General features: G+C 64.7%; 24 protein-coding genes. 15 read left to right on the forward strand and 9 right to left on the reverse strand.

Annotated features, from left to right (window positions below):
- Positions 1 to 44 precede the first annotated feature (44 nt).
- The gene (locus AAFG13_RS32510) at positions 45 to 1,454 is read right to left on the reverse strand and encodes an aldehyde dehydrogenase family protein (protein WP_212313737.1); all 1,410 of its coding nucleotides are present in this window, start codon (positions 1,452 to 1,454) and stop codon (positions 45 to 47) included.
- A 177-nt stretch (positions 1,455 to 1,631) separates the two neighbouring features.
- Between AAFG13_RS32510 and AAFG13_RS32515 the strand changes: the two genes are divergently transcribed.
- Positions 1,632 to 2,012 (forward strand): hypothetical protein, encoded by a 381-nt coding sequence (locus tag AAFG13_RS32515; RefSeq protein ID WP_342709334.1) that lies wholly within the window; start codon positions 1,632 to 1,634, stop codon positions 2,010 to 2,012.
- A 259-nt stretch (positions 2,013 to 2,271) separates the two neighbouring features.
- Here the strand turns inward: AAFG13_RS32515 and AAFG13_RS32520 are convergent, their stop codons facing one another.
- On the reverse strand, positions 2,272 to 3,123 hold the full coding sequence (locus AAFG13_RS32520; protein ID WP_342709335.1) for an SDR family NAD(P)-dependent oxidoreductase: 852 nt from the start codon (positions 3,121 to 3,123) through the stop codon (positions 2,272 to 2,274).
- A gap of 265 nt (positions 3,124 to 3,388) precedes the next feature.
- Here AAFG13_RS32520 and AAFG13_RS32525 point away from each other — a divergent pair, with 265 nt between their 5' ends.
- Positions 3,389 to 4,885: an aldehyde dehydrogenase family protein gene (locus AAFG13_RS32525; protein WP_342709336.1), complete on the forward strand. Its 1,497-nt coding sequence runs from the start codon at positions 3,389 to 3,391 to the stop codon at positions 4,883 to 4,885.
- Positions 4,886 to 5,163: 278 nt separating this feature from the next.
- On the opposite strand, the gene AAFG13_RS32530 is transcribed toward AAFG13_RS32525, so the two are convergent.
- Complete coding sequence (locus tag AAFG13_RS32530; RefSeq protein WP_244069480.1) at positions 5,164 to 5,547, reverse strand: winged helix-turn-helix domain-containing protein; 384 nt, start codon at positions 5,545 to 5,547, stop codon at positions 5,164 to 5,166.
- 162 nt (positions 5,548 to 5,709) lie between these two features.
- Between AAFG13_RS32530 and AAFG13_RS32535 the strand changes: the two genes are divergently transcribed.
- Both AAFG13_RS32535 and AAFG13_RS32540 read left to right on the forward strand, forming a co-directional pair.
- Positions 5,710 to 6,837 carry an alkene reductase gene (locus AAFG13_RS32535; RefSeq protein ID WP_342709337.1) on the forward strand — a complete coding sequence of 376 codons (1,128 nt, stop codon included), beginning with the start codon at positions 5,710 to 5,712 and terminating at the stop codon, positions 6,835 to 6,837.
- 215 nt (positions 6,838 to 7,052) lie between these two features.
- Positions 7,053 to 7,568, forward strand: a complete 516-nt coding sequence (locus tag AAFG13_RS32540; protein WP_246667498.1) for a GFA family protein — start codon at positions 7,053 to 7,055, stop codon at positions 7,566 to 7,568.
- 45 nt (positions 7,569 to 7,613) lie between these two features.
- On the opposite strand, the gene AAFG13_RS32545 is transcribed toward AAFG13_RS32540, so the two are convergent.
- Positions 7,614 to 9,098 (reverse strand): hypothetical protein, encoded by a 1,485-nt coding sequence (locus AAFG13_RS32545; protein WP_342709338.1) that lies wholly within the window; start codon positions 9,096 to 9,098, stop codon positions 7,614 to 7,616.
- Between the two features lie 336 nt (positions 9,099 to 9,434).
- On the opposite strand from AAFG13_RS32545, the gene AAFG13_RS32550 reads away from it, so the two are divergent.
- On the forward strand, positions 9,435 to 11,099 hold the full coding sequence (locus AAFG13_RS32550; RefSeq protein WP_342709339.1) for a thiamine pyrophosphate-binding protein: 1,665 nt from the start codon (positions 9,435 to 9,437) through the stop codon (positions 11,097 to 11,099).
- Positions 11,100 to 11,344: 245 nt separating this feature from the next.
- Here AAFG13_RS32550 and AAFG13_RS32555 read toward each other — a convergent pair whose 3' ends face one another.
- Positions 11,345 to 12,727 carry an LLM class flavin-dependent oxidoreductase gene (locus AAFG13_RS32555; protein ID WP_212313718.1) on the reverse strand — a complete coding sequence of 461 codons (1,383 nt, stop codon included), beginning with the start codon at positions 12,725 to 12,727 and terminating at the stop codon, positions 11,345 to 11,347.
- A 240-nt stretch (positions 12,728 to 12,967) separates the two neighbouring features.
- Between AAFG13_RS32555 and AAFG13_RS32560 the strand changes: the two genes are divergently transcribed.
- The 3 genes from AAFG13_RS32560 to AAFG13_RS32570 all read left to right on the forward strand — a co-directional run bounded on the left by AAFG13_RS32560 (position 12,968) and on the right by AAFG13_RS32570 (position 16,883).
- On the forward strand, positions 12,968 to 14,347 hold the full coding sequence (locus tag AAFG13_RS32560; protein WP_212313716.1) for a M20 family metallopeptidase: 1,380 nt from the start codon (positions 12,968 to 12,970) through the stop codon (positions 14,345 to 14,347).
- Between the two features lie 211 nt (positions 14,348 to 14,558).
- Entirely contained in the window at positions 14,559 to 15,851 is a 1,293-nt protein-coding gene (locus AAFG13_RS32565; RefSeq protein WP_342709340.1) for an MFS transporter, read from the forward strand.
- 186 nt (positions 15,852 to 16,037) lie between these two features.
- Positions 16,038 to 16,883, forward strand: a complete 846-nt coding sequence (locus AAFG13_RS32570; protein ID WP_212313712.1) for an IclR family transcriptional regulator — start codon at positions 16,038 to 16,040, stop codon at positions 16,881 to 16,883.
- Between the two features lie 176 nt (positions 16,884 to 17,059).
- Here the strand turns inward: AAFG13_RS32570 and AAFG13_RS32575 are convergent, their stop codons facing one another.
- The 3 genes from AAFG13_RS32575 to AAFG13_RS32585 form a co-directional block, all read right to left on the reverse strand.
- Positions 17,060 to 18,568 carry a tripartite tricarboxylate transporter permease gene (locus tag AAFG13_RS32575; protein ID WP_212313710.1) on the reverse strand — a complete coding sequence of 503 codons (1,509 nt, stop codon included), beginning with the start codon at positions 18,566 to 18,568 and terminating at the stop codon, positions 17,060 to 17,062.
- 6 nt (positions 18,569 to 18,574) lie between these two features.
- Positions 18,575 to 19,060: a tripartite tricarboxylate transporter TctB family protein gene (locus AAFG13_RS32580; protein WP_342709341.1), complete on the reverse strand. Its 486-nt coding sequence runs from the start codon at positions 19,058 to 19,060 to the stop codon at positions 18,575 to 18,577.
- 158 nt (positions 19,061 to 19,218) lie between these two features.
- Positions 19,219 to 20,166: a tripartite tricarboxylate transporter substrate binding protein gene (locus tag AAFG13_RS32585; protein ID WP_342713437.1), complete on the reverse strand. Its 948-nt coding sequence runs from the start codon at positions 20,164 to 20,166 to the stop codon at positions 19,219 to 19,221.
- Between the two features lie 402 nt (positions 20,167 to 20,568).
- Between AAFG13_RS32585 and AAFG13_RS32590 the strand changes: the two genes are divergently transcribed.
- From AAFG13_RS32590 to AAFG13_RS32620, 7 genes are all read left to right on the forward strand, one after another.
- Complete coding sequence (locus AAFG13_RS32590) at positions 20,569 to 20,985, forward strand: hypothetical protein (protein ID WP_342709342.1); 417 nt, start codon at positions 20,569 to 20,571, stop codon at positions 20,983 to 20,985.
- On the forward strand, positions 20,982 to 21,845 hold the full coding sequence (locus AAFG13_RS32595) for an alpha/beta hydrolase (RefSeq protein WP_342709343.1): 864 nt from the start codon (positions 20,982 to 20,984) through the stop codon (positions 21,843 to 21,845). Before AAFG13_RS32590 ends, AAFG13_RS32595 begins: the two co-directional genes overlap by 4 nt.
- 28 nt (positions 21,846 to 21,873) lie before the next feature.
- Entirely contained in the window at positions 21,874 to 22,791 is a 918-nt protein-coding gene (locus tag AAFG13_RS32600) for an amino acid ABC transporter substrate-binding protein (RefSeq protein ID WP_212313700.1), read from the forward strand.
- Positions 22,792 to 22,943: 152 nt separating this feature from the next.
- Positions 22,944 to 23,675, forward strand: a complete 732-nt coding sequence (locus AAFG13_RS32605) for an amino acid ABC transporter permease (RefSeq protein ID WP_092123970.1) — start codon at positions 22,944 to 22,946, stop codon at positions 23,673 to 23,675.
- A 2-nt stretch (positions 23,676 to 23,677) separates the two neighbouring features.
- Complete coding sequence (locus AAFG13_RS32610; RefSeq protein ID WP_212313693.1) at positions 23,678 to 24,370, forward strand: ABC transporter permease subunit; 693 nt, start codon at positions 23,678 to 23,680, stop codon at positions 24,368 to 24,370.
- 18 nt (positions 24,371 to 24,388) lie between these two features.
- Positions 24,389 to 25,120: an amino acid ABC transporter ATP-binding protein gene (locus AAFG13_RS32615; protein WP_342709344.1), complete on the forward strand. Its 732-nt coding sequence runs from the start codon at positions 24,389 to 24,391 to the stop codon at positions 25,118 to 25,120.
- A gap of 227 nt (positions 25,121 to 25,347) precedes the next feature.
- On the forward strand, positions 25,348 to 26,208 hold the full coding sequence (locus AAFG13_RS32620) for a D-amino-acid transaminase (RefSeq protein ID WP_097671702.1): 861 nt from the start codon (positions 25,348 to 25,350) through the stop codon (positions 26,206 to 26,208).
- 223 nt (positions 26,209 to 26,431) lie between these two features.
- On the opposite strand, the gene AAFG13_RS32625 is transcribed toward AAFG13_RS32620, so the two are convergent.
- On the reverse strand, positions 26,432 to 26,890 hold the full coding sequence (locus tag AAFG13_RS32625) for a carboxymuconolactone decarboxylase family protein (RefSeq protein WP_244069464.1): 459 nt from the start codon (positions 26,888 to 26,890) through the stop codon (positions 26,432 to 26,434).
- Between the last annotated feature and the right edge of the window lie 13 nt (positions 26,891 to 26,903).

The following is a 26,903-nucleotide window of genomic DNA, read 5'->3' on the forward strand; positions in this document are numbered from 1 at the left end:
GGCGCCAAGGGGAGCCAAGGCGTCGCGGCCGCATGTCTTTCGGATCAGGCGGCCGGCGGGCCGTTGATGATCTGCAGCTGGGTGAATTCAGCGAGACCTTCCTCGGCGAATTCGGTGCCGATGCCCGACTGCTTGGCGCCGCCGAACGGGATGTTCGGGGCCATGTCGAGGTGCTTGTTGATCCACACCGTGCCGGCCTCGATCTGGGTCGCGATCTCATGCGCCCGCTTGATGTCGGACGACCACACCGACGCGCCGAGGCCGTAGGTGGTGGCGTTGGCGCGGCGGATCGCGTCATCCTTGTCGGAGTATTTGATCACGGGCAGCACCGGGCCGAACTGCTCCTCGTCGACCAGCTTGGAGCCTTCCTTGATGTCGCGCACGATGGTCGGCTCGATGAAGTAGCCGGGACGGTCCATCGCGGCGCCGCCGGCGATCACATTGCCGTTCTTGCGGGCGTCGTCGAGGAACGCCTTCACCTTCTCGTACTGCATCTTGTTCTGCAGCGGGCCGAGCTTGGTGCCCTGCTTGGAGCCGTCGTCGACGACGGTGTTCTTCGCAATCGCGACCAGCTCGTTGCAGATCTCGTCATAGACGGATTCGTGCACATAGAGCCGCTTGATGGCGAGGCAGACCTGGCCGGAGTTCTGGAACGCGCCCTCGAAGATGCCGGGCGCCACCTTCTTCGGATCGACGTCGTCGAGCACGATGCCGGCGTCGTTGCCGCCGAGCTCGAGCGTGATCCGCTTTAACGTCTGCGATGCGCTCGCCATCACCTTCTGGCCGGTCGCCGTCGAGCCGGTGAAGGAGATCTTGCGGATGTCAGGGTGCTTGGTCATGTGATCGCCGAGATCGTTGGCGTCGGCGATGAAGTTGAGCACGCCCTTCGGCAGGATGTCCTTGACCAGTTCGGCAAAGCGCAGCGAAGCCAGCGGCGTGGTGGGCGCAGGCTTCACCACCAGGGTGTTGCCGGCGAGCAGCGCCGACGGCAGCTTGAACGCCAGGATCAAGAGTGGATAGTTCCAGGGAATGATCGCGCCGACCACGCCGAGCGGGCGGCGATAGGCCTCGACCTTGCGGTCGCCGGAATTCTCGACCACGCGCATCGGCAGATCGAGCGAGCCGAGGTAGCGGAAGAAGCCCGCCATGCCCATGACTTCGCCGGTGGCATCCGCGAGCGGCTTGCCCTGTTCGCTGGTCAGGATGTGCGCGAGCTCGTTGGTGTTGGCCTCGATCGCCTCGGCCATCTTGATGATGAGCTTGCGGCGCTCTTCCATCGGCGTGGCGGCCCATGCCGGGTAGGCGGCCTTCGCGGCGGCGACGGCCTTGTCGAGCTGGTCCTTGGAGGCGCGGGGGCATTGCGCCACCACCTCTTCGGTCGCCGGATTGAGCACCGGCATGGTCTGGTCGCCGGGTACCATCTTGCCGTCGATGAGAAGCTTGTAATCACTCATAGGCTTTGCTCTCCCTGGTCAAACGGGCCCTTCGCGGGCCTCGCTATATCCTGTCATATATCACGATTGCAGCGGGCGGGCCACGGCCAAAGATGGTCCGCGAATAACGGCTGGACGGCGGCAGGCCGAGAGATATATCTTTACGAATATAACGAAGAAATGATCCGGAGTGCCGATATGCAGATCGAAACCCAGGAGCTCACCACCTGCGAAGTCGCGCCCGACGGCCGCGCGATTTCGCTGGGATTCGTCGACGGCAAGGGTGAGCCCGCAACCATCCGCCTGTCGATCAATCAGGTCGGCGCGCTGGTCATGACGCTGCCCGGGTTGATCAGCAAGGCGCTGCAGACGCGTTTCGGCGACCAGAGCTTGCGCTACGCCTATCCGCTGGATTCATGGGTGCTCGAGCAGTCGACCGATCCGAGCCATGGCATGATGACGCTCAAAACATCGGACGGCTTCAGCGTCTGCTTCTCGATCCCGCGCGCCCAGCAGAGCGAGCTCGGTGAGGCGCTGGTGGCGCAGCCGGCGACGCCGGTGCGGGTGCGGGCGAATTGAGAGTTCGTAGGATGGGTGGAGCGAAGCGATACCCATCAAACAGCGGGCCGCAGGAGAGATGATGGGTTTCGCTTCGCTCTACCCATCCTACGATTCTATTGGCCGCATATACTCCGCTGTCATGCCCCGCTTCATGCGGGGCATCCAGTACGCCGCGGCCCCTCGACTCAAGCACTGCGGCCTCTGGAATACTGGATCGCCCGGTCAAGCCGGGCGATGACAGCACGAATGGGGAAAGGGGTAGCCTATCCTACGTAGCCTACTTCCCCTTCACGAACGCCGCGAATGCGTCGCCGAAATCCGGGTGCCAGCGCGACAACGGCGGGCGGTTCTCGACGATGTCGCCGGCGGCCCACAGGATGCGGCGCTCGTCGAGCGCGCGCGGCACGTCATTGTCGGGGCAGAGGATGTAGAAATCGCCGGCCGTGAGGTGCTCGATCATGAAGTCGACGGTCTGCTCCGATGTCCAGGCGCCGGCCGGCTTCTCGGTGCGGCCGCGCGCGGTCAGCCCGGTGAAGACAAAACCCGGGATCAGGAGATGCGCCGTGATCTTGCAGCCGTCGGTGTTGCGCAGCTCGTGCTGCAGCGCCTCGGTGAACGCCTTCACGCCGGCCTTGGAGACGTTGTAGGCGGGATCGCCGGGTGGCGTGGTGATGCCCTGCTTGGAGCCGGTGTTGATGATCAGCCCGGGCCGGCCGCGCTTGATCATGTTCGGCGCAAACGCCTGCGTGCCGTTGATCACGCCCCACAGATTGACGCCAAGGATGCGCTGCCAATTGTCCGCGGGCCCGAACATCGCGCTGCCGGGCTGGATGCCGGCATTGTTCATCAGGATGTCGGTGCCGCCGAACTTTTTCGCCACGGCGGCCTCAAGGCTTGCGACCTCATCGGCGCGGCTGACGTCGACCGCAGCCGTCATGATGTCGGCGGCGCCGCCGGGTGCGGCAGATGACAGTTTTGCCGCCGCCGCCTTCAGCCTGTCATCGCCGAGATCGGCGATGCAGAGCTTCATGCCGGCTTCGGCAAACCGCGTCGCTGCGGCAAGCCCGATGCCGGATGCGCCTCCGGTGATCACGGCAACATGATTGGCTGATATCACGGGGTGGGGCATCGTCGCTCTCCGGACACATCTGTGGCTGAGGTTAGCATAGCGTTTTCAAGCGAAGTGGTTCCCGGTTCGCGTGAAGAAAACGCGTCAAACAACAAACTCCATTCTAGCATATCGCACCCGGCATGCACGCAGGTGCATGGGAGGTTTTCATGCGCGCCACCCTCGACAACGCTTGCATCGCTTTACGGTTTCGCGGCCGCGCTGTAGAATCACCGATATAACGCTTCCAAAACACCTCAGCCGACATTTTACAGGGAGTGCAACCATGGCTGTTTCGCAGGCTATTCCGATCACGCGCCATCCTTATGCCGATGGCTCCTACAAGAAGATGCTGATCGACGGCAAATGGGTCGACGCCGCCTCCGGCAAGAAATTCGAAACCCACAACCCCGCTACCGGCGAATTGCTCGCATCCGTCGCCGAGGGCGATGCCGAGGACATTAACCGTGCGGTTGCAGCAGCGCGCCGCGCCTTCGAAGGGCCGTGGAGCAAGGTGAAGCCGTTCGAGCGGCAGAACATGCTGCTCAAGCTCGCCGAGCTCGTCGAAGCCAATTTCGAGGAACTGTCCCAGCTCGACACGCTCGACATGGGCGCGCCGATCAGCCGCACCCGCGGCAACCGGCTGCGCGCGCTCGGCATGCTGCGCTACTATGCCGGTCAGGCGACCGCGATCCATGGTGAGACCATCGAGAATTCGCTGCCCGGCGAGATCTTCTCCTACACGCTGAAGGAGCCGATCGGCGTGGTCGGCGCCATCATCCCCTGGAACGGCCCGCTGACCGCATCGATCTGGAAGATCGGCCCGGCGATCGCGACCGGCTGCACCGTGGTGCTGAAGCCGGCCGAGGAATCGCCGCTGACCTCGCTGCGCATCGGCGAGCTCTGCATGGAGGCCGGCATTCCGCCCGGCGTCGTCAACGTCGTGCCGGGCTATGGCGAGACCGCGGGCGCGGCGCTCGCCTCGCATCCCGATGTCGACAAGGTCGCCTTCACCGGCTCGCACGTCACGGGCCAGTCGATCATCCGTGCGTCGGCCGGCAACCTCAAGCGCGTCTCGCTCGAGCTCGGCGGCAAGTCGCCGGACATCGTGTTCGCCGACGCCGACCTCGACGCCGCGGTCCCGGGCGCTGCGATGGCGGTGTTCGCCAATTCCGGCCAGATCTGCAGCGCCGGCACGCGGCTGTTCGTCGAGCAGCAGCTCTATGACGAATTCGTCGGCCGCGTCGCCGAGTTCGGCAAGAAGCTGCAGGTCGGCAACGGCCTCGACCCCAACACCCAGATCGGGCCGTTGGTATCACAGCAGCAGATGGACCGCGTCTCCGGCTATCTCGACATCGGCCAGAAGGAAGGCGCCAAGGCGCTGGCCGGCGGCGGCCGCCTCACCGAGGGCGCGCTGTCGAAGGGCTATTTCGTGCAGCCGACCGTATTCGCGAATGTGCAGGACAATATGCGCATCGCGCAGGAGGAGATCTTCGGCCCGGTGATCTCGGCGATCTCCTTCAAGGATCCGGACGAGCTGATCAAGCGCGCCAATGCCACGACCTTCGGTCTCGGCTCGGGCGTGTGGACCACCAATGTCAGCAAGGCGCACCAGGTCGCCAAGGCGCTGCGCGCCGGCTCGGTCTGGGTCAATTGCTACCAGGCGATGGATCCGGCGGTGCCGTTCGGCGGCTACAAGATGAGCGGCTACGGCCGCGAGTCCGGCAAGCAGCACGTCGAGGAGTATCTCAACGTCAAGGCGGTCTGGATCAAGACGGGCTAGCGCTTGCTTCTTCTCACCTCTCCCCGCCTGCGGGGAGAGGTCGGATTGCATCGACAGATGCAATCCGGGTGAGGGGGGCAGGTCTCAATGTTCGGCGTGCCCGCGGTGGGAAGTCCTCACCCCAATGCTTGCATGATTTCGGAATATTAGAAGAATATCCCTGATTTGCCCGACGCGTCAAGTTGCCTTGTCGAAGGCCGGCCGCCCCCGGCTACTTTGCATGGGGTTGTTTTCGATATTTTCGTAAGCGCCCCTGCGACGGCCGCCGGTTCTTGCTTCTACCGCCCCGCGGCCTTCTTCGGCTTGCCGATGTCGCTGCGCAGGGCCTCGAGGTCCTTGCGCACGGCGGTCGCCGCATCGCGCTCGATCTTGCGGTAGCGCGCCACCAGGGAGAGACCGAACGGGGTCAGCACCGCGCCGCCGCCGTTCTTGCCGCCGGTCTGCCGTTCCACCGCCGCCTGGCGGCAGATGCGGTTGATCTCGTCGACCAGGTCCCAGGCGCGCTTGTAGCTCATGTCCATGGCGCGGCCGGCGGCCGAGATCGAGCCGCATTCCTTGATCTGCTCGAGCAGCAGGATCTTGCCCGGTCCGATGCGGTCTTCGGCATCGAGATCGATGCGGACGCTCAACGAGGGGAGCGATGTGGCGCTCGTTTTCGACATGGCAAGCCTGCTTGTCTGTTCGCTAGATTGCCACTACCTGCTTTTGCGAACAAGATGAACCCGTGACATAACGGGCATGGTCCGGAAAAGTGGTAACCGGCTTTCCGGGGCGGATCATGCCCACTCTATGACGGAAACCACACAAGAATATTTGGGGTAGGCATGAGTTCTCCATCGCTGTTTTCGCCGCTCAAGGTCGGTCCCTATGAGCTGAAGCATCGTGTCGTGATGGCGCCGCTGACGCGGATGCGGGCGGCGCGGCCGAGCCTCGCGCCGCGGCCGATGAACGCGGAATATTACGCGCAGCGCGCCACGCCCGGCGGCCTGCTGATCGCGGAGGCCTCGCCGGTGGTCGCCACCGGCTTCGGCAATCCCGGCGTCCCCGGCATCTATAGCGATACCCAGATCGCGGGCTGGCGCGAGGTGGTGGATGCCGTGCACGCCAAGGGCGGCTTGATCTTCCTGCAGCTCTGGCACGTCGGCCGCGTCTCGCATTCCTCGTTCCAGCCGGATGGCGCGCTTCCGGTGGCGCCGTCGGCAGTCGCGATCCCGCCCGAGTTCAAGTGCATGACGGCGGACGGCAAGGTGGTCGACTACGAGACGCCGCGTGCGCTCGAGACCGGTGAAGTCGCCCTGATGGTCGAGGCGTATCGGCAGGGGGCGAAGAACGCGCTCGCCGCCGGCTTCGACGGCGTCGAGATCCACGGCGCCAATGGCTATTTGATCGAGCAGTTCCTGCAATCGCGCAGCAATCTACGGACCGACCAATATGGCGGCTCGATCGAGAACCGCGTCCGCTTCCTGCTGGAAGTGACGCAGGCGGTGACCGAGGTCTGGGGCGCCAACCGCGTCGGCGTGCGGCTCTCGCCTTACGGCATTGCCAATGGCAGCGGCGAGGCCGACCCGATGCCGCTCTACAGCCACGCCATCAAGGCGCTGGACAAGTTCGGGCTCGCCTATCTGCATTTCATCGAGCCGCGTGCCTCGGGCACCGGTCGCGCCGAGGTCGACTGGCAGAACGTGCCGTCCGCGATGGTGCTGTACCGCCCGATGTGGAGCGGCGTGCTGATCACCGCCGGCAATTTCGTCGGTGACAGCGCGCAGAGCGCGGTCGCGGAAGGTCATGCCGATGCGATCGCGTTCGGCCGCTATTTCATCTCCAACCCGGACCTGCCGCGCCGCCTGCAGCGCGGCTATCCGCTGACCAAGTACAACCGTGCCACCTTCTATGCCGGCGAGGAGAAGGGCTACACGGATTATCCCGCCCACGATGAGATGGCGCAGGCGTGACTTCGTAGCCCGGATGGAGCGCAGCGCAATCCGGGGCCTCTTGTCGGCGGATCAACCGTCCCCGGATTTCGCTTCGCTGCATCCGGGCTACAATGCTTCCTTCCTCGTCATTGCGAGGAGCGGAGCGACGAAGCAATCCATCGCTCCTCACGCGTTGATAGATGGATTGCTTCGCTTCGCTCGCAATGACGGCGGGCAAAGCCGGAGAGCTCCCGATGTTTCCGGACGACGAATTCGAGCCGACGAAGAAGCCGAAGCCGGTGGCGCTGGCGAAGCCCGCGGCCGGCCAATGCCTGTGCGGCAAGGTCCGGTTCGAGATCGATGTGCCGGCGCGCTGGGCCTGGCACGATCACACCGCCGCGAGCCGCCGCGCCCATGGCGCGGTTTATGCGACCTATGTCGGCAGCTGGAAGAAGCGCTTCCGCATCACGCAAGGCGAAAGCGAGCTCTCGCGTTACGAGGACGCGAAAAGCAAGACCGCGCGCAGCTTCTGCGCCAATTGCGGCACGCCTATCATCTACGAGCGCGCACGGTCGCCGCACATGGTGAACATTCCACGCGCACTGTTCTCGGGGCGCACCGGCCGGCAGCCGCTCTACCATATCGCGATCGAGGAATTGCAGGAGTGGGCCTACACCGGCGAGCCGCTGGTGCCGCTGAAGGGCTATCCCGGCGTGGTCTGGCAACGTTCGAAAAAGAAGAAGCGCAGCGAGCGCGAGGGGATGTTCTAGGGCATTTTCGGTGCTGATTGAATCAGGACCGATGCTCTGGCTGCGTCAGCGCTTTGCGTAGATGACCTCTTCCGACCCTACGTATTCCTCGGTCCACCCTCTCTTGTCCACGAGGAACCGCTTCAGAGGTTCGTGCGCCTTCACCCAGAGCACCGTATCGATCTTGTACTTGGTGAGGACGGTGTCCCAGGCGGTCTCGTCGATCTCCCATTTGATCAGGCTGAAATAGTCGCGCAGCAGCTCATCGGGATAGGCGGTGGCCGATCGGCCGTCGACGAACACCGGCACCGCGCCACGTGTGTAGAAGATCAGGAGCCCGCCGACGTTCCAGTGGTTCAGCAGCCGTGCATGCGGAAAATGGGTTTGAAGATAGCGCGCATCCTGCTCCGAGAGCAGCTGCGGAAGCGCGAGAGCCAGTCTGACGTACATCAAGGTCGGCGGCAGCGCGCACATTGCGACGATGCCGGCAACCAAGAGCGAGCTCTGGACCTTGAGGTCGTTCAGCTGCTTGGGCAGCACCCGGTCGATGTGAAGCGCCAGCGGCACCGTTGCGAACATGAAGAAGAACGACATGTACCGGTATTGGTAGAATCCCAGCAGCAGGAACAGCCAGGACAGCAGCCGCGACTCCAGAGGAGCCGGCGAAGCAGCCGGGTGGCGCAGCTCGAACGCGGCAAATATCGCGATATAGACGATGCCGGGAATGCTCCCGGGCACGGTGAAGTTCGCGGAGTAAGACCACCACTCGGTGATGTTCGCCTGCGCAAAATGGCCCAGCGTGGTGGTGACGCCGTCGTAGATGTGCCAGCCGAGCGGATTGATCAGGATCGCGACAAGGCAGCCGGCTGCCGCGAAACTGTAGAGCTTAAGACCCGCCCAGTCCCGCCTGAGCACGGACGTGGCGCCAAAGAGGCCGATGATGAAAAGCCCAAGCACAAAGCCGCCGTGCAGATTGGCCCAAAGCACCATCATCACCGGCAGCAGGAACCATCTGGTTCGCCTCAGGCACTCTGCGTAGAAGACGACGCAGAACAACATGGTGGGGGTGTTTGGCGAAGCGGCGAGATAGGAATTCGGCGCGGTCACGAACGCAGGGTAAAGCAGGCACGCGGCGAGAACGGAAATGCCAACCGCAAGTGTCGAGGCGCCGCTGCGCAGGCAGATCGATGCAAGATATCCGGTGATGACGGCGCCACATGCAACGACTGACAGTGTGAGACCGATATACCCCGTGTATTGAAACACCACGCTGGCAATCACGTCCCAGAGCCAGGACAGATTGTACCATTGCCTGTCGCCGAGGGTGAATGACCATGGATCCTGGAAGGGGACCTTGCCGCGCTCCCTGATCATATCTCCGGCGGCGAGGTGCCATCCGAGATCAAGGTGGCCGAGCAGGAGCGGCCCGTTCGACAGGTAGTACACGGACGTGACTGCGATCAGGAAGACATAGAGACCCGGCTTCTCGAGCCCGATCGTTCCCGGTCCTCTATCGAGCCTGGTTCCGTTCCAGGCCGCCAGCGCGTCCATGACTGAACCCCCGCGATCGAAGCGAGCCAACTGCGGGCCCTGCATGCTTTTCTGTGTGCTTGATGAAGGCAAACCATCGTCGCTTTAGGGCACTCTGGCTAAAGTAGCGTTAAAGTCGGCCGCGCAATTCGATGGCTCCCGTTGAGGTTCACGTCTGCCCCAGCGCCGGCTTTCGCGGGGCTGGCCGACGGAGTGAATGACGAGCGCGTGCCCTGGAGGGCCAGGCGCGCGCCGGCGGAATGCGGCCATGACCGGCCGCTCGATTGCTCCCCAGGCGCAAGTTTGGTCATCTCCACCGGTGCCGTCGGCCAATGCGCCGGCAGGCCTGGAGGGAACATGAAGAATCGCATCACCGGCCGCTCCGCGTTCCTGGCGCTGCTGAAGGACGAGGGCGTCACGCATCTGTTCGGCAATCCCGGCACCACCGAATTGCCGATCATGCATGCGCTGAAGGACCATCCCGACCTCACCTATGTGATGGCGATGCAGGAGAGCCTGGTCGTCGCGATGGCCGACGGCTTCAGCCGCGCCTCCGGCAAGCTCGTCGCCTGCAACGTCCATGTCGCGCCCGGTCTCGGCAATGCGATGGGCTCGCTCTACAATGCGAGCTTCACCGGCACACCGCTGATCCTCACCGCCGGCCAGCAGGAACAGGGCCACGGCTTGACCGAGCCGGTGCTCTATGGCCCGCTGGTGCAGATGGCCACTCCTTTGGTGAAATGGGCCGTCGAGGTGACGCGGCTGGAGGACCTGCCGCGCATCGTGCGCCGCGCCGCCAAGATCGCGACCACGCCGCCCACGGGACCAGTGTTCATCTCGCTGCCCGGCGACATTCTCAACGCTGAGGCCGGCATCGAGCTCGGCCGCTCCACCCGGGTCGACACGCGCGTCCGGCCGTCGGAGGAGTCCTTGAAGGTGCTGGCCGCGCGGATCCTGAAAGCCGAGCGTCCGGTGATCGTCGTCGGCGACGAACTCGTCAAGAGCGACGCGTTGCGCGAGGCGGCCGACCTTGCCGAGGCGCTGGGCTGCCCGGCCTGGCAATCGCCGACGCCCTACGGTTCGCATTTCCTCTCCGAAAGCCTGAGCTTCATGGGCGCCATCGCGCGGCTGCAGAAGGTCGCCCGCGATGTGCTGGCGCCACATGATCTGCTGATCGCGCTCGGCGGCGATCCGCTGCGGATGTCGGTCTATAGCGAGGTCGATCCGCTGCCGGATGGGCTCTCGATCGTGCAGGTCGGCCTGGTCGACAGCGATCTCGCCAGGAACTATGGCGCCGAGATTGTAGTGAAGGCCGACGTCAAGGAGACGCTGCGCGCATTGGTCCCGGCATTGAAGGAGCTCGGCGGCAGCGCGCTGGAGACGCGCGCGAAGCAGGGCCTCGCGGCGCTGTCGACGAAAAACTGGGCGGCGAAGCGCAAGGCGCTGGTCGAGCAGATCTCGAAGGCGAGCCTGAAATCGCCGATCGATCCGGACTGGCTGGCGCTGCAGGTCGTGGAGACGATGCCGGATAACGCGATCCTGGTCGACGAAGGCCTGACCTCGTCGCGGCAGATCCTCGGCTTACGCGCGCATCGCGACCGCTACGGCTATCACGCGCTCGCTTCCGGCGGCATCGGCTGGGGCCTGCCGGCCGCGGTCGGCGTCAGCCTCGCCAATCCGCAGCGCCCGGTGGTGTGCTATTCCGGCGACGGCTCGTCGATGTATTCGATCCAGTCGCTGTGGACCGCGGCCAATCACAAGCTGCCGCTGACCTTCGTCATCGTCAACAATGGCGGCTACCGTATCATCAAGCAGCGCCTGCTCGCCTTCCACGGCGACGACAATTATGTCGGCATGGACTTCATCGATCCGCCGGTTGATTTCACCGGCGTCGCGCGCTCGCTCGGGCTCGAGGCGATCAAGGTCACCGACCCGCAGGAGCTGAAGGGCGTGATGAAGTCGGCATTCAGCCGTCCCGGTGCGAAGCTGATCGAGGTGATGGTGAGCAATTCGGTGAATTGAGCGCACGGCGCGCGCTCCGTCCCGTCATCCTGAGGTGCGAGCGGAGCGAGCCTCGAAGGATGCACGGCCCGGCAGGTGGCCGTCGATCCTTCGAGACGCGCGCAAGAGCGCGCTCCTCAGGATGACGGGAAACGAATCGTAGGGTGGGTTAGCCGAAGGCGTAACCCACCACCGGCCTCTCATCAGCACCGGTGTTTGTTGGACCAAGATGGTGGGTTACGCTTTGCTAACCCACCCTACGCAGGTCACTCCGCCGCCGCGCTCTTCACCCGATACCGCCCCGCCGGATGCGTCGCGTCGAGCCTTGCGCGGCCCGCGCCGAACAGCTTCTCGCGCAAGGTGCCCTTGGCATACTCCCGCTTGTAGCGGCCGCGCTTGACGAGCTCCGGCACCAGCATGTCGGCGATATCCTCGAAATCGCCGGGCGAGATCGCAAAGGCGACGTTGAGGCCGTCGACGTCGGTGTCCTCGAACCATTGCTCGATCTTGTCGGCGACCTGCTCGGGCGAGCCGACCACCACGGGGCCAGCGCCGCCGATGCCGACATGCTCGGCGACCTCGCGCACGGTCCAGACCCGATTGGGGTCGGCGCGGGTGACGTTGTCCATCGCGGAGCGGCCGGCGTCGTTCTGCACGTGCCGCACTTCCTGGTCGAGCGAATAGGTCGAGAAGTCGACACCGGTCCAGCCCGACATCAGCGCCAGCGCGCCCTCGTGGCTGATATGGCTGCGATACTCGGCGTATTTCGCCTTGGCCTCGGCTTCGGTCGGTGCCACGACGACGCACATCATCGAGAACATCAGGATCTCGGCCGCGTTGCGGCCTTTCTCGGCGGCAAGCTCCCGGATTGCCGACACCCGCGGGCCGATCACCTTCGCCGACGGCCCCGACATGAACACGCATTCGGCATGCTCGGCGGCGAACTGCCGGCCGCGCGGCGAGGTGCCGGCCTGGTAGAGCACCGGCGTGCGCTGCGGCGACGGCTCCGACAGATGGATCGCGTTGAGCCGGTAGTTGCTGCCCTCGTGCTGCACACGATGCACCTTCTTTGGATCCGTGAAGATGCCGCGCGCGACGTCGCGGATCGCGGCGTCGTCCTCCCAGCTGCCTTCCCAGAGCTTGTAGACCAGCTCCATATATTCGTCGGCGAGCTCGTAGCGGTCGTCATGCGCGGTCTGCTTGTCCTTGCCGGCCCCGCGCGCCGCGGAATCGAGATAGCCGGTCACCACGTTCCAGCCGACCCGGCCGCCGGTGAGGTGATCGAGCGTCGACATCCGCCGCGCGAACGGGTAGGGCGGTTCAAAGGAGAGGTTGCTGGTGACGCCGAAGCCGAGATTTTCGGTCACCGCGGCCATCGCCGGGATCAGCATCAAGGGCTCATTGGCCGGGGTCTGCGCCGCGTTGCGCAGCGCCGCATCCGGATTGCCCGCATAGACGTCGTAGACGCCGAGCACGTCGGCAAGGAACAGCCCGTCGAACCGGCCGCGCTCCAGCGTCTTCGCCAGATCGGTCCAGTAGGACAGTCTGTTGTAGTCCTTGGTGCGGTCGCGCGGATGGGTCCACAGCCCCGGCGACTGATGCGCCACGCAGTTCATGGCAAAGGCGTTGAGCCGGATTTGTTTTGTCATTGTCGAAACCTTGGTCGAAACCTTGAGCGCCGCTTCGAATGCTGCCCGGTCGAATGCCGGGCGTCCCACGTCAACTTTGTTGCGACTTCCCACGTTTTGGCAAGGCCCCCTTCGCGATTCACACCCTTCCGGTGGCGCGCCGATCCCGATAGGTTGCCGGCCTCCAGAAGCATGATCCGGGCGCAAAGCGTCGCGTTCCGGCGGGGTCATGCCAAGACGCGACCGGACGAAGGAACAATCATGGCGACACGGGCCGACGCAATCGCAAATGTGCGAGAGCATTTTCAATCGGGACAGTTCTTGCAGGAGCTGGACCGCAGGGTCGGCTACCAGACCGAGAGCCTGAATGCCGACAAGGCCGATGCGCTGCGCGCCTATCTGGTCGAGAATCTGCAGCCGGCCTTCGCCGAGCTCGATTTCACGACCCGGCTGATCGAATCGCCGACCGGCCGCGGGCCCTATCTGATCGCCGACTACCAGGAGGATGCGGCGCGGCCGACCGTGCTGACTTATGGCCATGGCGACGTCGTCGACGGCATGGTCGGCGAATGGCGCGACGGGCTCAATCCCTGGCAGACCACGGTCAAGGGCGATCGCGTCTATGGCCGCGGCACCGCCGACAATAAGGGCCAGCATTCGATCAACATGGCCGCGCTGCGCGCGGTGAAGCAGGCGCGCGGCGGCAAGCTCGGCTTCAACGCCAAGTTCATCATCGAGACCGGTGAGGAGATCGGCTCGCCCGATCTGCGCGAGGTCTGCGAGGCGCATCGCGAGGAGCTGAAGGCCGATCTGTTCATTGCCTCGGACGGGCCGCGGCTGTCCGCGGAACGGCCGACCATCTTCCTCGGCTGCCGCGGCGGCAACCGCATCCATCTCGACGTCAATCTGCGCGACGGCGGCAACCATTCCGGCAATTGGGGCGGCGTGCTCGCCAATCCGGCGACGATTCTGGTCAACGCGATCGCGAGCCTGGTCGACGGCAAGGGCCGCATGAAGCTCGAGATCCTCAAACCACCGCCGATCTCCAACCGCGTCCGCGCCGCGCTCGCCGACGTCGAAATCAAGCCGACGGCGGACGAGCCGGCATTGGCGGAGGATTGGGGCGAGGAGGGCCTGACCGCGGCCGAGCGGCTCTATGCCTGGAACACGCTGGAAGTGCTGGCGATGTCATCGGGCAATATCGACAAGCCCGCCAATGCGATCCCCGGCAAGGCGAACGCGGTGCTGCAGCTCCGCTTCGTGGTCGGCACCAGATATCTCGAAGTGATCGATGGGGTGCGCGATTATCTGCACAAGAACGGCTTTCCGATGGTCGAGGTCTCGGGCGCGCAGCGTTTTGGTGCCTCGCGCACCGACATGGACAGCCCGTGGATCGAGTGGGCGGCGAATTCGATCCGCACCACCACCGGCAAGGCGCCGGCGGTGCTGCCGAACTTCGGCGGCTCGCTGCCGAACGACGTGTTCTCCGAGGGCCTCGGCCTGCCGACGATCTGGGTGCCGCATTCCTATCCGGGCTGCTCGCAGCACGCGCCCGACGAGCACATCCTGCTGCCGGTGACCGAGGAGGCGCTGACCATCATGGCCGGGCTGTTCTGGGATCTCGGCGAGGCACAGCTTTAAGATAGAAGGACGGGCTCGCTTTTTCCCCGTCATCCTGAGGCGCGAGCGGAGCGAGCCTCGAAGGATGCACGGCCCCGCTGGTGGCCGTCGATCCTTCGAGGCTCGCCGAAGAGGCTCGCACCTCAGGATGACGGGGAAGATGCGGGTTGCCGGGACAAGCTCGGCCACCGACGCGTTGAGAGAAGAGTGCCGACACGGCCAAGGAAACCTGATGACACTATCGACAGCAACGCCGCTTACCTCCGAAGTCGACGCCACCACCAAGAAAAACATCACCCGCCTGATCGTCGCGACCTCGGTCGGCAATGCGCTCGAATGGTACGACATCTCGGTCTACGCCTATTTCGCGGTCTACCTCTCCAAGGCGTTCTTCCCGGCCAATGATCCGACCACCTCGCTGCTGCTGACCTTCGGCAGCTTCGGCCTGTCGTTCCTGATCCGACCGATCGGCGGCATCGTGCTCGGCGCCTATGCCGATCGTCACGGCCGTAAGGCTTCGCTGATGCTGTCGATCGTGCTGATGACGTTGGGCACGCTGGTGCTGGCCTTGATGCCGACCTATCAGACGATCGGTATCCTGGCGCCGATCGCGGTGATGCTGGCGCGGCTGGTGCAGGGCTTTTCCGCCGGCGGCGAGTTCGGCTCCTCGACCGCGTTCCTGGTCGAGCATATGCCGGAGCGGCGCGGCTTCGTGGCGAGCTGGCAGTTCGCGAGCCAGGGCGTCAGCGGCTTGCTCGGTGCAGGCTTCGGCGCGCTGTTGACCTCGCTGATGAGCCCCGAGGATTTGCAATCCTGGGGCTGGCGGCTGCCGTTCCTGTTCGGCGTGCTGATCGGCCCGGTCGGCATTTATATCCGCAACCATGTCGACGATGCGACGCCGCCGCCGGCGGCCGGGAAGCAGGACTCACCGGTCAAGGAGGTGTTCGCGCGGCAGATGCTCCCCACCATCCTCGCCATCGGTGCGCTCGCGGTGTCGACCGCGGTGAACTATCTGATCGTCTACATGCCGACCTATGTGGTGAAGACGCTGAACCTCGCGCCGTCGGTCGGCTTCATCGCCGCATTCGCCGCGCAGACGGCGGTCGCGCTGCTGGCGCCGATCGCGGGCCTCGTCTCCGACAAGATCGGGCGCACCACGCACATGATCCTGTTTGCGCTGCTGCTCCTGGTCTCGATCTTCCCGGCCTTCCTGCTGCTCACGGGCAGACCGACGCCGACCATCATCCTGATCGGCGTGCTGTGGCTCGGTGTCCTCAAGTCGCTGTATTACGGGCCGCTCGCCGCGCTGATGTCGGAGCTGTTTCCGGCGGCGACGCGTGCGACCGGGCTCGGCCTCAGCTACAATATCGGCGTCACATTGTTCGGCGGCATGGGCCCGGCGATCATGACCTGGATGGGCGGCTTCGCGCCGATCGGTGAGCTCGCACCGGGCTACTACCTCACCGGCGTCTGCCTGCTCAGCCTGTCGGCGCTGTTCACCATCCGCCGGCTGCGGCTGGCTTGATTTCGTGAAGCGAAATTCAAATATCCCTGTTGCTGCACAGCAGCGTAGATAGTCGCAATCAAAGTTTCATCTGACGAAAGTATACGATGTCCGGCGCGCGTCATCCGTTTTAGGATGATGTCCGCCGGCACATCCCTCGTCATGCGCGGCTCAGGATTTGCAATTGAAGGCAAGGAAGACCAGGGCATGAACGCCTCCACGACTGCGACCGCACGGACCAGCCGCAAGAGGCCACCGCCGGAGCCGGGCCAACCCGACAAGTTCAACGCGATCCAGAAGGTCTGCGCGATCCTGCGCGTGCTGGCGCAGCGCTCGCCGCTGCGGCTGACCGATATCGCCGACACCACCTCGCTGAACAAGGCGACCGCGCTGCGCATCCTCAACTCGCTGATCGAAGAGGGGTTCGTCAGCCGGGTCGCCGGCGCCAAGACCTATGAGCTCGGCCAGGAGGCGCGGGTGATGGCGGTCGGCGCGCGCCGCTCGGTCGACATCGCCGAACTGGCGCAGCCGAGCCTGTTGCGGCTGTCGGAGCGCTCCGCCGATACAGCATTGTTGTCGGTGCGCTCCGGCGTCGAGGCGCTGTATCTGGCGCGCTCGGTCGGCAGCCATCCGCTGCAGCCGAACTATCTGCAGATCGGCAGCCGCCGTCCGCTCGGCGTCGGCGCCGGTGCGCTGGCGCTTTTGGTCTGGCTGCCGGACGCCGAGATCGAGGCCGTGATCGAGGTGATCGTGCCGCGGCTGGCGAAATCGCCGCGCATCACGCCGAAATTCCTGCGCGAGCGGATCGCCGTGGCGCGCAAGGCCGGCCACACCGTGCTGCTCGACGCCGCATTCCCCGGCATGGGCGGCGTCGGCGTTCCCGTCCGCGACGATGCCGGCGAGGTGGTCGCCGCGCTCTCGATCGGCGCGGCCACCGACCGCATCCGCCGCCGCGAAAGCGAGCTCGCCGACATGCTGAAGAAGGAAGCCCAGGTGCTGGCCCGCGCGATGGCCCAGGCGCCGAAGAACGGGCGTCCGGCGAAGGCAGGTTGAAATGCTGCCGCGGTCTTCCTCGCCTCTCCCCGCGTGCGGGTGAGGGGGAGCCTCCGCGAACACAGCTATCACCGCTTCCGCGGAGACGGCCCCTCACCCCAACCCTCTCCCCGTAAGAACGGGGAGAGGGAGCGCAGCTTCGACGCGGCCGCAGCTCAACCTCGCCCAATCACCTACTAAGCCCCCTCGTCCAGCGCCACGAGCTCGCGCTTCCTGCGCAGCGACGGCAGTAGCGGGCCGACCAGCAGCACCAGCGCGAAGGCGAGGCAGATCGCCGAGATCGGCCGCTCCACGAAGGTCATGAGATCGCCCTGCGACAGGATCAGCGACTTGCGCAGATTGTTCTCCAGCATCGGCCCGAGCACGAAGGCCAGCACCAGCGGCGCCGGCTCGTAGCCGAGCTTGCGCATGAAATAGCCGATCACGCCGAACGCGATCATGACATGGACGTCGAACACGTTGTTGCTGGAGCAGTAGACGCCGATGATCGTGAACAGGATGATCAGCGGGAACAGCACGTTGTAGGGCAACCGCAGCAGCTGCACCCACATGCCGATCATCGGCAGATTGAGCACGAGCAGCATCAGATTGCCGATATACATGCTGGCGACGATGCCCCAGAACAGCGTCGGGTTCTGCGAGATCATCAGCGGTCCCGGCTGCAGGCCGTGGATCACGAAGGCGCCGAGCAGCAGCGCCATCACCACGTTCGGCGGGATGCCGAGCGTCATCAGCGGAATGAAGGCGCCGCCGGCCGCGGAATTGTTGGCCGATTCCGGCCCCGCGACGCCCTCGATCGCGCCGTGGCCGAACCGCTCCGGATGCTTCGAGAGCCGCTTCTCCAGCGCATAAGAGGCGAACGACGCCACCACGGCGCCGCCGCCGGGCAGGATGCCGAGGAAGAAGCCGAGCACGGTGCCGCGCGCCACCGGCCCGCTGCTGGCCTTCCAGTCCTCCTTGCTCGGCAGCAGCTGGGTGATCCTGGTCTTGATGATGTCGCGCTTGATCGCCTGCTCGGTGTTGAGCAGCACCTCGGCGACGCCGAACAGGCCCATCACCACGGGCACGAGGCCGATGCCGTCGATCAGCTCGATGCGGCCGAAGGTCAGCCGCGGCTGCGCGGTGATGCTGTCGAGCCCGACCAGGCCGAGCACGACGCCGATACAGGCCATCAGCAGCGCCTTGGCCATCGAGCCCTGCGTCAGGAAGGTCAGCACGACGAGGCCGAGCACCATCAGGCTGAAATATTCGGCGGGTCCGAACGCGATCGCGACGCTGGCGAGCGAGGGCGCCACCAGCATCAGGGCGACCAGCGAGAAGGTGCCGGCGATGAACGAGCCGAACGCCGAGATGCCGAGCGCGGGGCCGGCGCGGCCCTGCTTGGCCATCTGGTGGCCGTCGATGCAGGTGACGACGGAGGCGGCTTCACCGGGAATGTTGACCAGGATCGAGGTGGTCGAGCCGCCATACATCGAGCCGTAATAGATGCCGGCCATCATGATGATGCCGGACTCCGGCGTGCCGGACAGCGTGACCGGCAGCAATAGCGACATTGCCGAGATCGGGCCGATGCCGGGCAGCACGCCGACCAGCGTGCCGATGAACACGCCGATGAAGCAATAGAGCAAATTGACCGGCAGCAGCGCGACGCCGAGGCCGTGGGCGACATTGACGAGAGTATCCATGGGCGCTCAACCGATCTCGAAGATGCCGCTCGGCAACTGGATCGCGAGCAGGTGCTTCAGCACCCACCACATCCCGAGCGGAGCAAGGATGGACAGCGGGATCGCCAGCGACCAGCGCACCGGATCGATCACGCGCAGCAGAAACAGCATCAGCGGGATCGCCGACGGCAGGAAGCCCAGGGACTCCAGCGCAAAGGCGAACGCGGCGAGGCAGACGATGACCAGGACCGGCTTGCCCCAGCGCGCATTCTCCCAGCGCGAGGCAAAGGTCGGACCGCCCTCGGTGACCGCCGCGACCATGATCGAGATCGCGAACACGCACATCAGGATGCCGGTGTAGAACAGCACGTAGCCGGAGCCGGGATCGTTGATGGTGCCGAGCTTGAGCTTGAGCCCCGACCAGATCACGAAGGCGCCGAGCCCGAGCCCGATCAGGCCGCCCCAGAGCTCGGAGTTGTTGAGACGGAGTTTGACGTTGGTCTGGTCGCTCATGAAGAATGCCCTTGGAGGTCGCCGATATCGTCATCTTGAGGTAGCGGCGCGGAGCGACGCCCTCGAAGGGTGACGGTGCCTTGGTCCATCCTTCGAGGCGAGCCGCAAGCGCGGCTCGTACCTCAGGATGACGCCGGCGTATGTGGCGGACTTAAACTTTACTTCTTCGCCAGCCCGAGGGTGTTGATCACCTTGCGTTCGGACTCGGTGACCTCGACGACGAACTTCCTGTAGTCCTCGGTGTTCTTGTAGTTCGGCACCATGTCGTATTTGGCCAGCGTTGCGATCACGGCGGGGTCCTCGATCGCCTTCTTGAAGGCGTCGTGCAGCTTGGCGACGATCTTGGGATCCATGCCCTTGGGGCCGGCGATGCCGAACGGCGAGTCATAGATCATGGGATAGCCGAGCTCCTTCAGCGTCGGCACGTCGGGATAGTTCGGCGAGCGTGCGCCGGTCCACACCATCAGCAGGCGGAGCTTGCCGGCGTCGACCAGCGGCCGCCAGCCGGTGGAATCGGCCTGCAGCATGGTGTGCTGGCCGAGCACCGCGGCGTTGGTCTCGGCGCCGCCCTTGAACGGCACCTGGGTCAGCTTGATCCCGCCGGCCATCAAGGCGATCTGCTCCATGCCGATATGCAGCGAGGTGCCGGTGCCCGGCGTCGCATAGGTCACCTTGCCGGGATTCTTCTTGGCGAAGGCGACCACGTCCTGCCAGGTCTTGAACTGCGACTCCGCATTGGTGGTGACGCCGAAGGTGTAGCCGGTGAGGTGGACGATGTAGGAGAAATCCTTCGCCGGATCCCACGACACGTCCTGCATCAAGGGCAGGCGGAACACGGTGATCGGAATCTGCGCGATGGTGTAGCCATCGGGCTTGGCGCCGGCCGCCATGGTCGCGGGGCCCACGGTGCCGCCGCCGCCCGCCTTGTTATCGACCGCGATCGGCTGGCCCAGCACCTTCGAGGCGCTCTCGGCGATCGCGCGCATCGAGATATCGGTCGAGCCGCCCGCCGGCCACGGCACGATCAGCGTGATCGGCTTGGTCGGATAATCCTGCGCCTGCGCCGCTGTCGACAGCAGCATGCCGGCGGCGGCGAGCAGGACCATCAAGGAATTGCGCTGCGACATCTCGATCTCTCCCCGTGTGGCCGCGTTCGCTCGCGGCCGCGTCTTGTTCGGTGTTGGCAATGATCGTCCCTGTCGTCGCAGGGACACGCTGCGCATTGGACAGAACAGGGCGGGCAACGGAAGAGCGAAGGCGCCGACTGCGACAATTGGCCTGCCGCGAGTTGTCGCGACCTGCCGAGCTGCGGAATTCAATCGGCCTTTGGTCTGACGGAGTGGCAGCTCCTGGCAGCATGCGGGGAGGGCGCGCCGCCCCGCGCCCTGACCGGCAAGCGGCGTTTGGTCAAGCGTATAATCCAGGGAACCCAAGGGCATCGGCGTCTTGCGGGATCGTGCCCTTCCGGTCATCATGGGGCGTCCGCCGCAGGAAAACTTCCCCGACAGATGACGCTATCGCCCGACGCCACCGACGACGCTGTGACGACGGCGTTTGCCGGCATTCCCGCATTGCTCGACCAGGCACCGCTCTTGGTCTCGCGCGGGCGGCTGCTCGATTGCGACTGCCTGCTCGGACCAATGGCGCGACCGTTTCACGCCGCGATCCGGGCCGGCCGCATCGTCGAGTTCGTGCCCTCGCCGGTCCTGATGCGCTCGTGGCGCTTTGCCTATCGCGCGACGCCGCAGGCCTGGGCCGCCTATTGGCAGATCGAGCCGAGACCCGGCTGGCACGATCTGCTGGCGCTGACCAAGCGCGGCGAGGCGGTGCTGGAAGGCGATCTGCATCCCTTCATGGCGCACCTGCAATACTTCAAGGACCTGCTGGCGCTGCCGCGGCAGCATTTCGCGGCGGCCGTATCATGAGCGGCGCGATCATGAACGGCCATATCGAGCCGATGGTCGGCCGCTACGTTCACGTCGAGATCGGCGGCGAGCTGCACCGGATCTATTTCGAGGAGAACGGCAAGGGCATTCCGCTGGTCTGCCTGCACACCGCCGGATCAGACGCGCGGCAGTGGCGGCATCTGCTCGCAGATAGCGCGTTTGCCGAAAATTTCCGCGTCATTGCCTTCGATATGCCCTGGCATGGCAAGTCGAATCCGCCGAAAAGCTGGGCCGGCGATGAATACCAACTCACCACCAACAGCTACACCGAGACCATCCGCGCCTTCTGCCGTGCATTGCGGCTGGAGAAGCCTGTCGTGATGGGCTGCTCGATCGGCGGCCGCATCGTGCTCAACCTTGCGATCGAATATGCCGCCGAGTTCCGCGCGCTGATCGGGCTCGAGGCTGCCGATTTCCAGGCGCCGTGGTATGACACCGATTGGCTCAATCGGGCGGACGTTCACGGCGGCGAGGTCTGCGCCGCGCTAGTGTCGGGGCTCGTTGCGCCGCAGAGCCCGGCGCCTGCGCGGATGGAAACGCTGTGGGCCTACAAGCAGGGCGGTCCCGGCGTGTTCAAGGGCGACCTGTATTTCTATCGTGTCGACGGCGACCTGCGCGGCCGGGTCGCGTCAATCGATACTAAAGTATGCAGGCTCTATCTCCTCACGGGCGAGTATGATTTCTCCTGCACGCCTGAGGACACGAGGCGGACGGCAGCGGCAATAGGGGGCGCCAGCGTCACGATCATGGAAAAGCTCGGTCATTTTCCGATGAGCGAGAATCCGGACCAGTTTCGCCGCTACATCGCACCCGTCCTCGCCGACATTCTCACGCAGTAAATCGACGTTTCCACGAAGGAGTAGACGTATGACATCCAAATATCTGATCGGCCTCGCGCTCGCCGCCGCGCTCGGCGCGAGCCAGGCGCAGGCCGAGGAGCTGACGGGAACCCTGAAGAACATCAAGGACACCGGCGCGATCACGCTCGGCTACCGCGATTCCTCGATCCCGTTCTCCTATCTCGACGACAACCAGAAGCCCGTCGGTTATGCGATGGACATCTGCTACAAGATCGTCGATGCCATCAAGAAGGAGCTGAAGCTCGACAAGCTCGAGGTGAAGCTCAACCCGGTGACCTCGGCGACGCGTATTCCGCTGATGGCCAACGGCACCGTCGACCTCGAATGCGGCTCGACCACCAACAATGCCGAGCGTCAGAAGCAGGTCTCCTTCACCAACTCGCACTTCCTGACCGCGAGCCGCTACGTCACCAAGAAGGCGAGCAAGATTAATTCGATCGACGACCTGAAGGGCAAGACGGTGGTCTCGACCGCCGGCACTACCAACATCAAGCAGCTCACCGAGGCCAACCTCGCACGCGGGCTGAGCATCAACATCATCCCGGCCAAGGATCATGCCGAGGCCTTCCTGATGGTCGAGACCGACCGCGCGGTCGCCTTCGTGATGGACGACATCCTGCTCGCGAGCCTCGTCGCCGGCTCGAAGTCGCCGGACGATTACGTGATCTCCAAGGATGCGTTCTCCAAGCCCGAGCCCTACGGCATCATGCTGCGCAAGGATGACGCGCCGTTCAAGAAGGTCGTCGACGCCGCCACCGCGGCGCTCTACACCAGCCCTGAGGGCCAGAAGATCTACGACAAGTGGTTCAACCAGAAGATCCCGCCGAAGGGCCTGAACCTCAATGTGCCGCTCGGGCCGGAGATGAAGAAGCAGCTTGCCAAGCCGTCGGATTCACCCGATCCGGATGCCTATCTGGTGAACTGATTGCAGTGTTGCGCATGACCCGTCGCCGTTCGGCGGCGGGTCCTGAAAATGAACGTGTCCGGCCATTTTGGAGGAGAATGGCCGGACATTTGCATAGACGCCGCCCGTGATGTCGGCGTAATGCGTGATCGGTGCGATGGCGCGGGGGACCCGTGAACTACAATTGGAACTGGCACATCTTTCTTGAGCCGAACCCGATGGGGACCGGCACCTATCTCGACATGTTGCTGGCGGGACTGGTGGTCACCATCAAGGTGTCGGTGCTCGCCTGGATCATCGCGCTGGTCTCCGGCACGGTGATCGGCGTGCTGCGCACGCTGCCGTCGCGGACGGCGTCGTGGATCGGCTTCTGCTGGGTCGAGTTCTTCCGCAACATGCCGCTGCTGGTGCAGCTCTTCCTGTGGTTCTTCGTGCTGCCCGAGCTGCTGCCGAAATCCGCCGGGCTGTGGATGAAGCAGTTGCCGAACGCGCCGTTCTGGACCGCCGCGGTCGGCGTCGGCCTCTTCATGTCGGCGCGCGTCGCCGTGCAATTGCAGGCCGGCATCGGCTCGCTGCCGCGTGGCCAGAAGCAGGCTTCGACCGCGCTCGGCCTCACCACGGTGCAGACCTATCGCTACGTCCTGCTGCCGATGGCGTTCCGCATCATCCTGCCGCCGCTGACCTCCGAATTCCTCAACACCATCAAGAACAGCGCGGTCGCCATCACCATCGGGCTGATCGAATTGACCGGCCAGGCGCGCTCGATGCAGGAGTTCTCGTTCCAGGTGTTCGAGGCGTTCACCGCGGCAACCGTGCTCTATCTTCTCCTCAATTTCGTCGTGGTCACCGCGATGCGCTTGCTCGAGCGCTATGTCGCGATCCCCGGCTACATCACGGGCAAATGACGATGCTCGGCAATCTCGATTTCGACGTCATCCGCCGCTCGCTGCCCTATCTGTTCTTCGAGGGTATGCGCTTCACGCTGACCTTGACGGCGCTCGCCGCGTTCGGCGGCCTCGTGTTCGGCACCCTGATCGCCCTGATGCGGTTGTCGAGCTACAAGGTGCTCGGGCGCATCGCGGGCTTCTATGTCGACTTCATCCGCTCGCTGCCGCTGGTGCTGGTGATCTTCTGGTTCTACTTCCTGGTGCCTTACATCGGGCAGTGGGTGACCGGCGCGTCGCGGCCGATCTCGGTCGGCGCCTTCGCCTCCTCACTGATCACCTTCGTCGCATTCGAGGCGGCCTATTTCTCCGAGATCATGCGCGCCGGCATCCAGTCGATCTCGCGCGGCCAGCCGGCCGCGGCCAGCGCGCTCGGCCTGACCTACGCACAGTCGATGCGCTACGTCGTGCTGCCGCAGGCGTTCCGCAACATGCTGCCGGTGCTGCTGACGCAGACCATCGTGCTGTTCCAGGACACCTCGCTGGTCTACGTGCTGTCGATCCCGGATTTCCTCGGCGCCGCCAGCAAGGTCGCACAACGCGACGGCCGCCTGGTCGAAATGTACCTGTTCGCCGCGCTGGTCTACTTCGTCATTTCCTGTGTCGCGTCCTTTGGCGTGCGTCGCCTGCAGGCGCGAATCGCCATTGTTCGCTGAACAACAAGCTGAGCCATCATGATCGAGATCAATCACGTCAACAAATGGTACGGGCCGAGCTTCCAGGCGCTGAAGGACTGCACCACCAGCGTCGCCAAGGGCGAGGTGGTCGTGGTCTGCGGCCCGTCCGGTTCGGGCAAGTCGACCCTGATCAAATGCGTCAACGCGCTGGAGCCGATCCAGGGCGGTGACATCATCCTCGACGGCATCAAGGTCAACGATCCCAAGACCGATCTGCCGAAGCTGCGCTCCCGCGTCGGCATGGTGTTCCAGCACTTCGAATTGTTTCCGCATCTGCGGATCATCGACAACCTCTGCCTCGCGCAGGAGAAGGTGCTGGGCCGCAAGCATGACGATGCCGTGGTCACGGCCATGAAGCTGCTTGATCGCGTCGGGCTGACGGATCACGCTAAGAAATTCCCGGCCGAATTGTCGGGCGGCCAGCAGCAGCGCGTCGCGATTGCTCGCGCGCTCGCGATGAACCCGATCGCGATCCTGTTCGACGAGCCGACCTCGGCGCTCGACCCCGAGATGATCAGCGAGGTGCTCGACGTGATGGTCGACCTCGCCCGCGAGGGCATGACCATGATGGTGGTCACCCACGAGATGGGCTTTGCCAACAAGGTCGCCGACCGCGTCATCTTCATGGACCGCGGCGAGATCGTCGAGGACGCCAAGAAGGCCGACTTCTTCGGCACGCCGCGCAGCGACCGCGCGCAGAAGTTCCTGTCGAAGATCCTGCAGCATTGAGGCTGGGGCGTCTCTCGGCCTGTCATTCCCCGGTGCGCAATTGCGCACCTGAGGGCGCGCGCAGCGCGAGCCCGGTATCCATCAGGCCGCATCCTCCATGGTGAAATGGATTCCGGGCTCGCGCCAAGCGGCGCGCCCCGGAATGACGGCGGCTTTAGGGTTTTCCCCCGTTAACAATTTGCGTATACGAAGGCCTGAAACTCCCCTTCGTCCGCAGGAGAACTCGCGTGGAAAAGATCGCTTACGTCAACGGCTCGTTCGTGCCGCACTCCGAGGCCAAGGTCTCGGTGTTCGACCGCGGATTCCTGTTCGCCGACGGCATCTACGAGGTGGCGGCGGTGCTCGAGGGCAAGCTGATCGACAACGCTTCGCATCTGGCGCGGCTGAAGCGCTCGGTCGGCGAGATCCAGCTCGCGCTCCCCGAGACGCTGGAGCGGATCGAGGAGATCCAGAAGGAGCTGGTCAAGCGCAACGACCTCGTCAACGGCATGGTCTATCTCGAGGTTACCCGCGGTGCCGACAAGGGACGCGACTTCGCCTTCCCGAAGGCCGACGTCAAGCCGACCCTTGTGATGTTCACCTCGGAAAAGGACATCATCAACGCGCCGTCGGCCAAGACCGGCATCAACGTCATCACGGTGCCCGACATCCGCTGGGAGCGGCGCGACATCAAGAGCGTGGCGCTGCTGGCGCAGGTGCTGGCCAAGCAGGCCGCGGCCGCGGCCGGCGCCGGCGAAGCCTGGATGATCGAGGACGGCAAGGTCACCGAGGGCGGCTCGTCCTCGTCCTTCATCGTCACCCAGGACGACGTCATCGTAACCCGGCAGAACGGCAACGAGATCCTGCCCGGCTGCACCCGCAAGGCCGTCGTCAAACTCGCCGAGGAGCGTCAGCTTCGCATCGAGGAGCGCGCCTTCACGGTCGAGGAAGCGCTCGCCGCCAAGGAAGCCTTCATCACCAGCGCCTCGGTGTTCGTGCAGGGCGTGGTCGCGATCGACGGCAAGAAGGTCGGCAGCGGCAAGGTCGGCCCGATCACCGACCGCCTGCGCGAAATCTATGTCGAGTTCGCCCGCGCGACGGCGGTTTGACACTGCGTAGGGTGGGTTAGCGTAGCGTAACCCACCGACTTTGCTCGCCGCGGATAGAATGGTGGGTTGCGCCTTCGGCTAACCCACCCTACGGTCCGTCATCAAGCCGGGCGATCCAGTATTCCAGAGAGACTGCGGTGCTTGAGCCGAGAAGTCGCGGCGTACTGGATGCCCCGCATGAAGCGGGGCATGACAGCGGAGTATATGGCGGACAGTATCGCCCTCACGCCGCGACCTTCACCTTCACCGGGTGCACCGCGCGGAAGCCGATCGCGATCCGGTTCCAGGCGTTGATGGCGCCGATCAGCGTGGTCAGGTTGACGAGCTCGCTGTCCGTGAACTGCGCGCGCACCGCCTCGTAGTCGGCGTCGGGCGCATGCGTCTCTGCAACTAGCGTCAGCGCTTCGGTCCAGGCCAGCGCCGCGCGCTCGCGCTCGCTGTACAGCGGTGACTCGCGCCAGGCGTTGAGCAGATAGAGCCGCTGCTCGGTCTCGCCATGCTTGCGGGCGTCCTCGGTGTGCATGTTGATGCAGTAGGCGCAGCCGTTGATCTGCGAGGCGCGGGTCTTGACCAGTTCGATCAGCGATTGCTCGAGGCCGCTCGCCGTGATCTGGCTTTCGACCGCAACCAGCGCTTTGATGGTCTCGGGGGCCGCCTGGTAGAAATTCATGCGGGGTTTCATGGTCGTTCTCCTT

Source organism: Bradyrhizobium sp. B124, assembly GCF_038967635.1.
Classification (GTDB): domain Bacteria; phylum Pseudomonadota; class Alphaproteobacteria; order Rhizobiales; family Xanthobacteraceae; genus Bradyrhizobium.

What these genes read in the sequence shown, in the direction of transcription:
- AAFG13_RS32560 (WP_212313716.1), top strand. Translation starts at nt 12,968, where the DNA reads ATGGCGACACGGGCCGACGCAATCGCAAATGTGCGAGAGCATTTTCAA.
- AAFG13_RS32510 (WP_212313737.1), bottom strand. Translation starts at nt 1,454, where the DNA reads ATGAGTGATTACAAGCTTCTCATCGACGGCAAGATGGTACCCGGCGAC.
- AAFG13_RS32530 (WP_244069480.1), bottom strand. Translation starts at nt 5,547, where the DNA reads ATGTCGAAAACGAGCGCCACATCGCTCCCCTCGTTGAGCGTCCGCATC.
- AAFG13_RS32625 (WP_244069464.1), bottom strand. Translation starts at nt 26,890, where the DNA reads ATGAAACCCCGCATGAATTTCTACCAGGCGGCCCCCGAGACCATCAAA.
- AAFG13_RS32610 (WP_212313693.1), top strand. Translation starts at nt 23,678, where the DNA reads ATGCTCGGCAATCTCGATTTCGACGTCATCCGCCGCTCGCTGCCCTAT.
- AAFG13_RS32590 (WP_342709342.1), top strand. Translation starts at nt 20,569, where the DNA reads ATGACGCTATCGCCCGACGCCACCGACGACGCTGTGACGACGGCGTTT.
- AAFG13_RS32535 (WP_342709337.1), top strand. Translation starts at nt 5,710, where the DNA reads ATGAGTTCTCCATCGCTGTTTTCGCCGCTCAAGGTCGGTCCCTATGAG.
- AAFG13_RS32540 (WP_246667498.1), top strand. Translation starts at nt 7,053, where the DNA reads ATGTTTCCGGACGACGAATTCGAGCCGACGAAGAAGCCGAAGCCGGTG.
- AAFG13_RS32515 (WP_342709334.1), top strand. Translation starts at nt 1,632, where the DNA reads ATGCAGATCGAAACCCAGGAGCTCACCACCTGCGAAGTCGCGCCCGAC.
- AAFG13_RS32525 (WP_342709336.1), top strand. Translation starts at nt 3,389, where the DNA reads ATGGCTGTTTCGCAGGCTATTCCGATCACGCGCCATCCTTATGCCGAT.
- AAFG13_RS32575 (WP_212313710.1), bottom strand. Translation starts at nt 18,568, where the DNA reads ATGGATACTCTCGTCAATGTCGCCCACGGCCTCGGCGTCGCGCTGCTG.
- AAFG13_RS32580 (WP_342709341.1), bottom strand. Translation starts at nt 19,060, where the DNA reads ATGAGCGACCAGACCAACGTCAAACTCCGTCTCAACAACTCCGAGCTC.
- AAFG13_RS32520 (WP_342709335.1), bottom strand. Translation starts at nt 3,123, where the DNA reads ATGCCCCACCCCGTGATATCAGCCAATCATGTTGCCGTGATCACCGGA.
- AAFG13_RS32555 (WP_212313718.1), bottom strand. Translation starts at nt 12,727, where the DNA reads ATGACAAAACAAATCCGGCTCAACGCCTTTGCCATGAACTGCGTGGCG.
- AAFG13_RS32595 (WP_342709343.1), top strand. Translation starts at nt 20,982, where the DNA reads ATGAGCGGCGCGATCATGAACGGCCATATCGAGCCGATGGTCGGCCGC.
- AAFG13_RS32600 (WP_212313700.1), top strand. Translation starts at nt 21,874, where the DNA reads ATGACATCCAAATATCTGATCGGCCTCGCGCTCGCCGCCGCGCTCGGC.
- AAFG13_RS32585 (WP_342713437.1), bottom strand. Translation starts at nt 20,166, where the DNA reads ATGGTCCTGCTCGCCGCCGCCGGCATGCTGCTGTCGACAGCGGCGCAG.
- AAFG13_RS32615 (WP_342709344.1), top strand. Translation starts at nt 24,389, where the DNA reads ATGATCGAGATCAATCACGTCAACAAATGGTACGGGCCGAGCTTCCAG.
- AAFG13_RS32545 (WP_342709338.1), bottom strand. Translation starts at nt 9,098, where the DNA reads ATGGACGCGCTGGCGGCCTGGAACGGAACCAGGCTCGATAGAGGACCG.
- AAFG13_RS32550 (WP_342709339.1), top strand. Translation starts at nt 9,435, where the DNA reads ATGAAGAATCGCATCACCGGCCGCTCCGCGTTCCTGGCGCTGCTGAAG.
- AAFG13_RS32565 (WP_342709340.1), top strand. Translation starts at nt 14,559, where the DNA reads ATGACACTATCGACAGCAACGCCGCTTACCTCCGAAGTCGACGCCACC.
- AAFG13_RS32570 (WP_212313712.1), top strand. Translation starts at nt 16,038, where the DNA reads ATGAACGCCTCCACGACTGCGACCGCACGGACCAGCCGCAAGAGGCCA.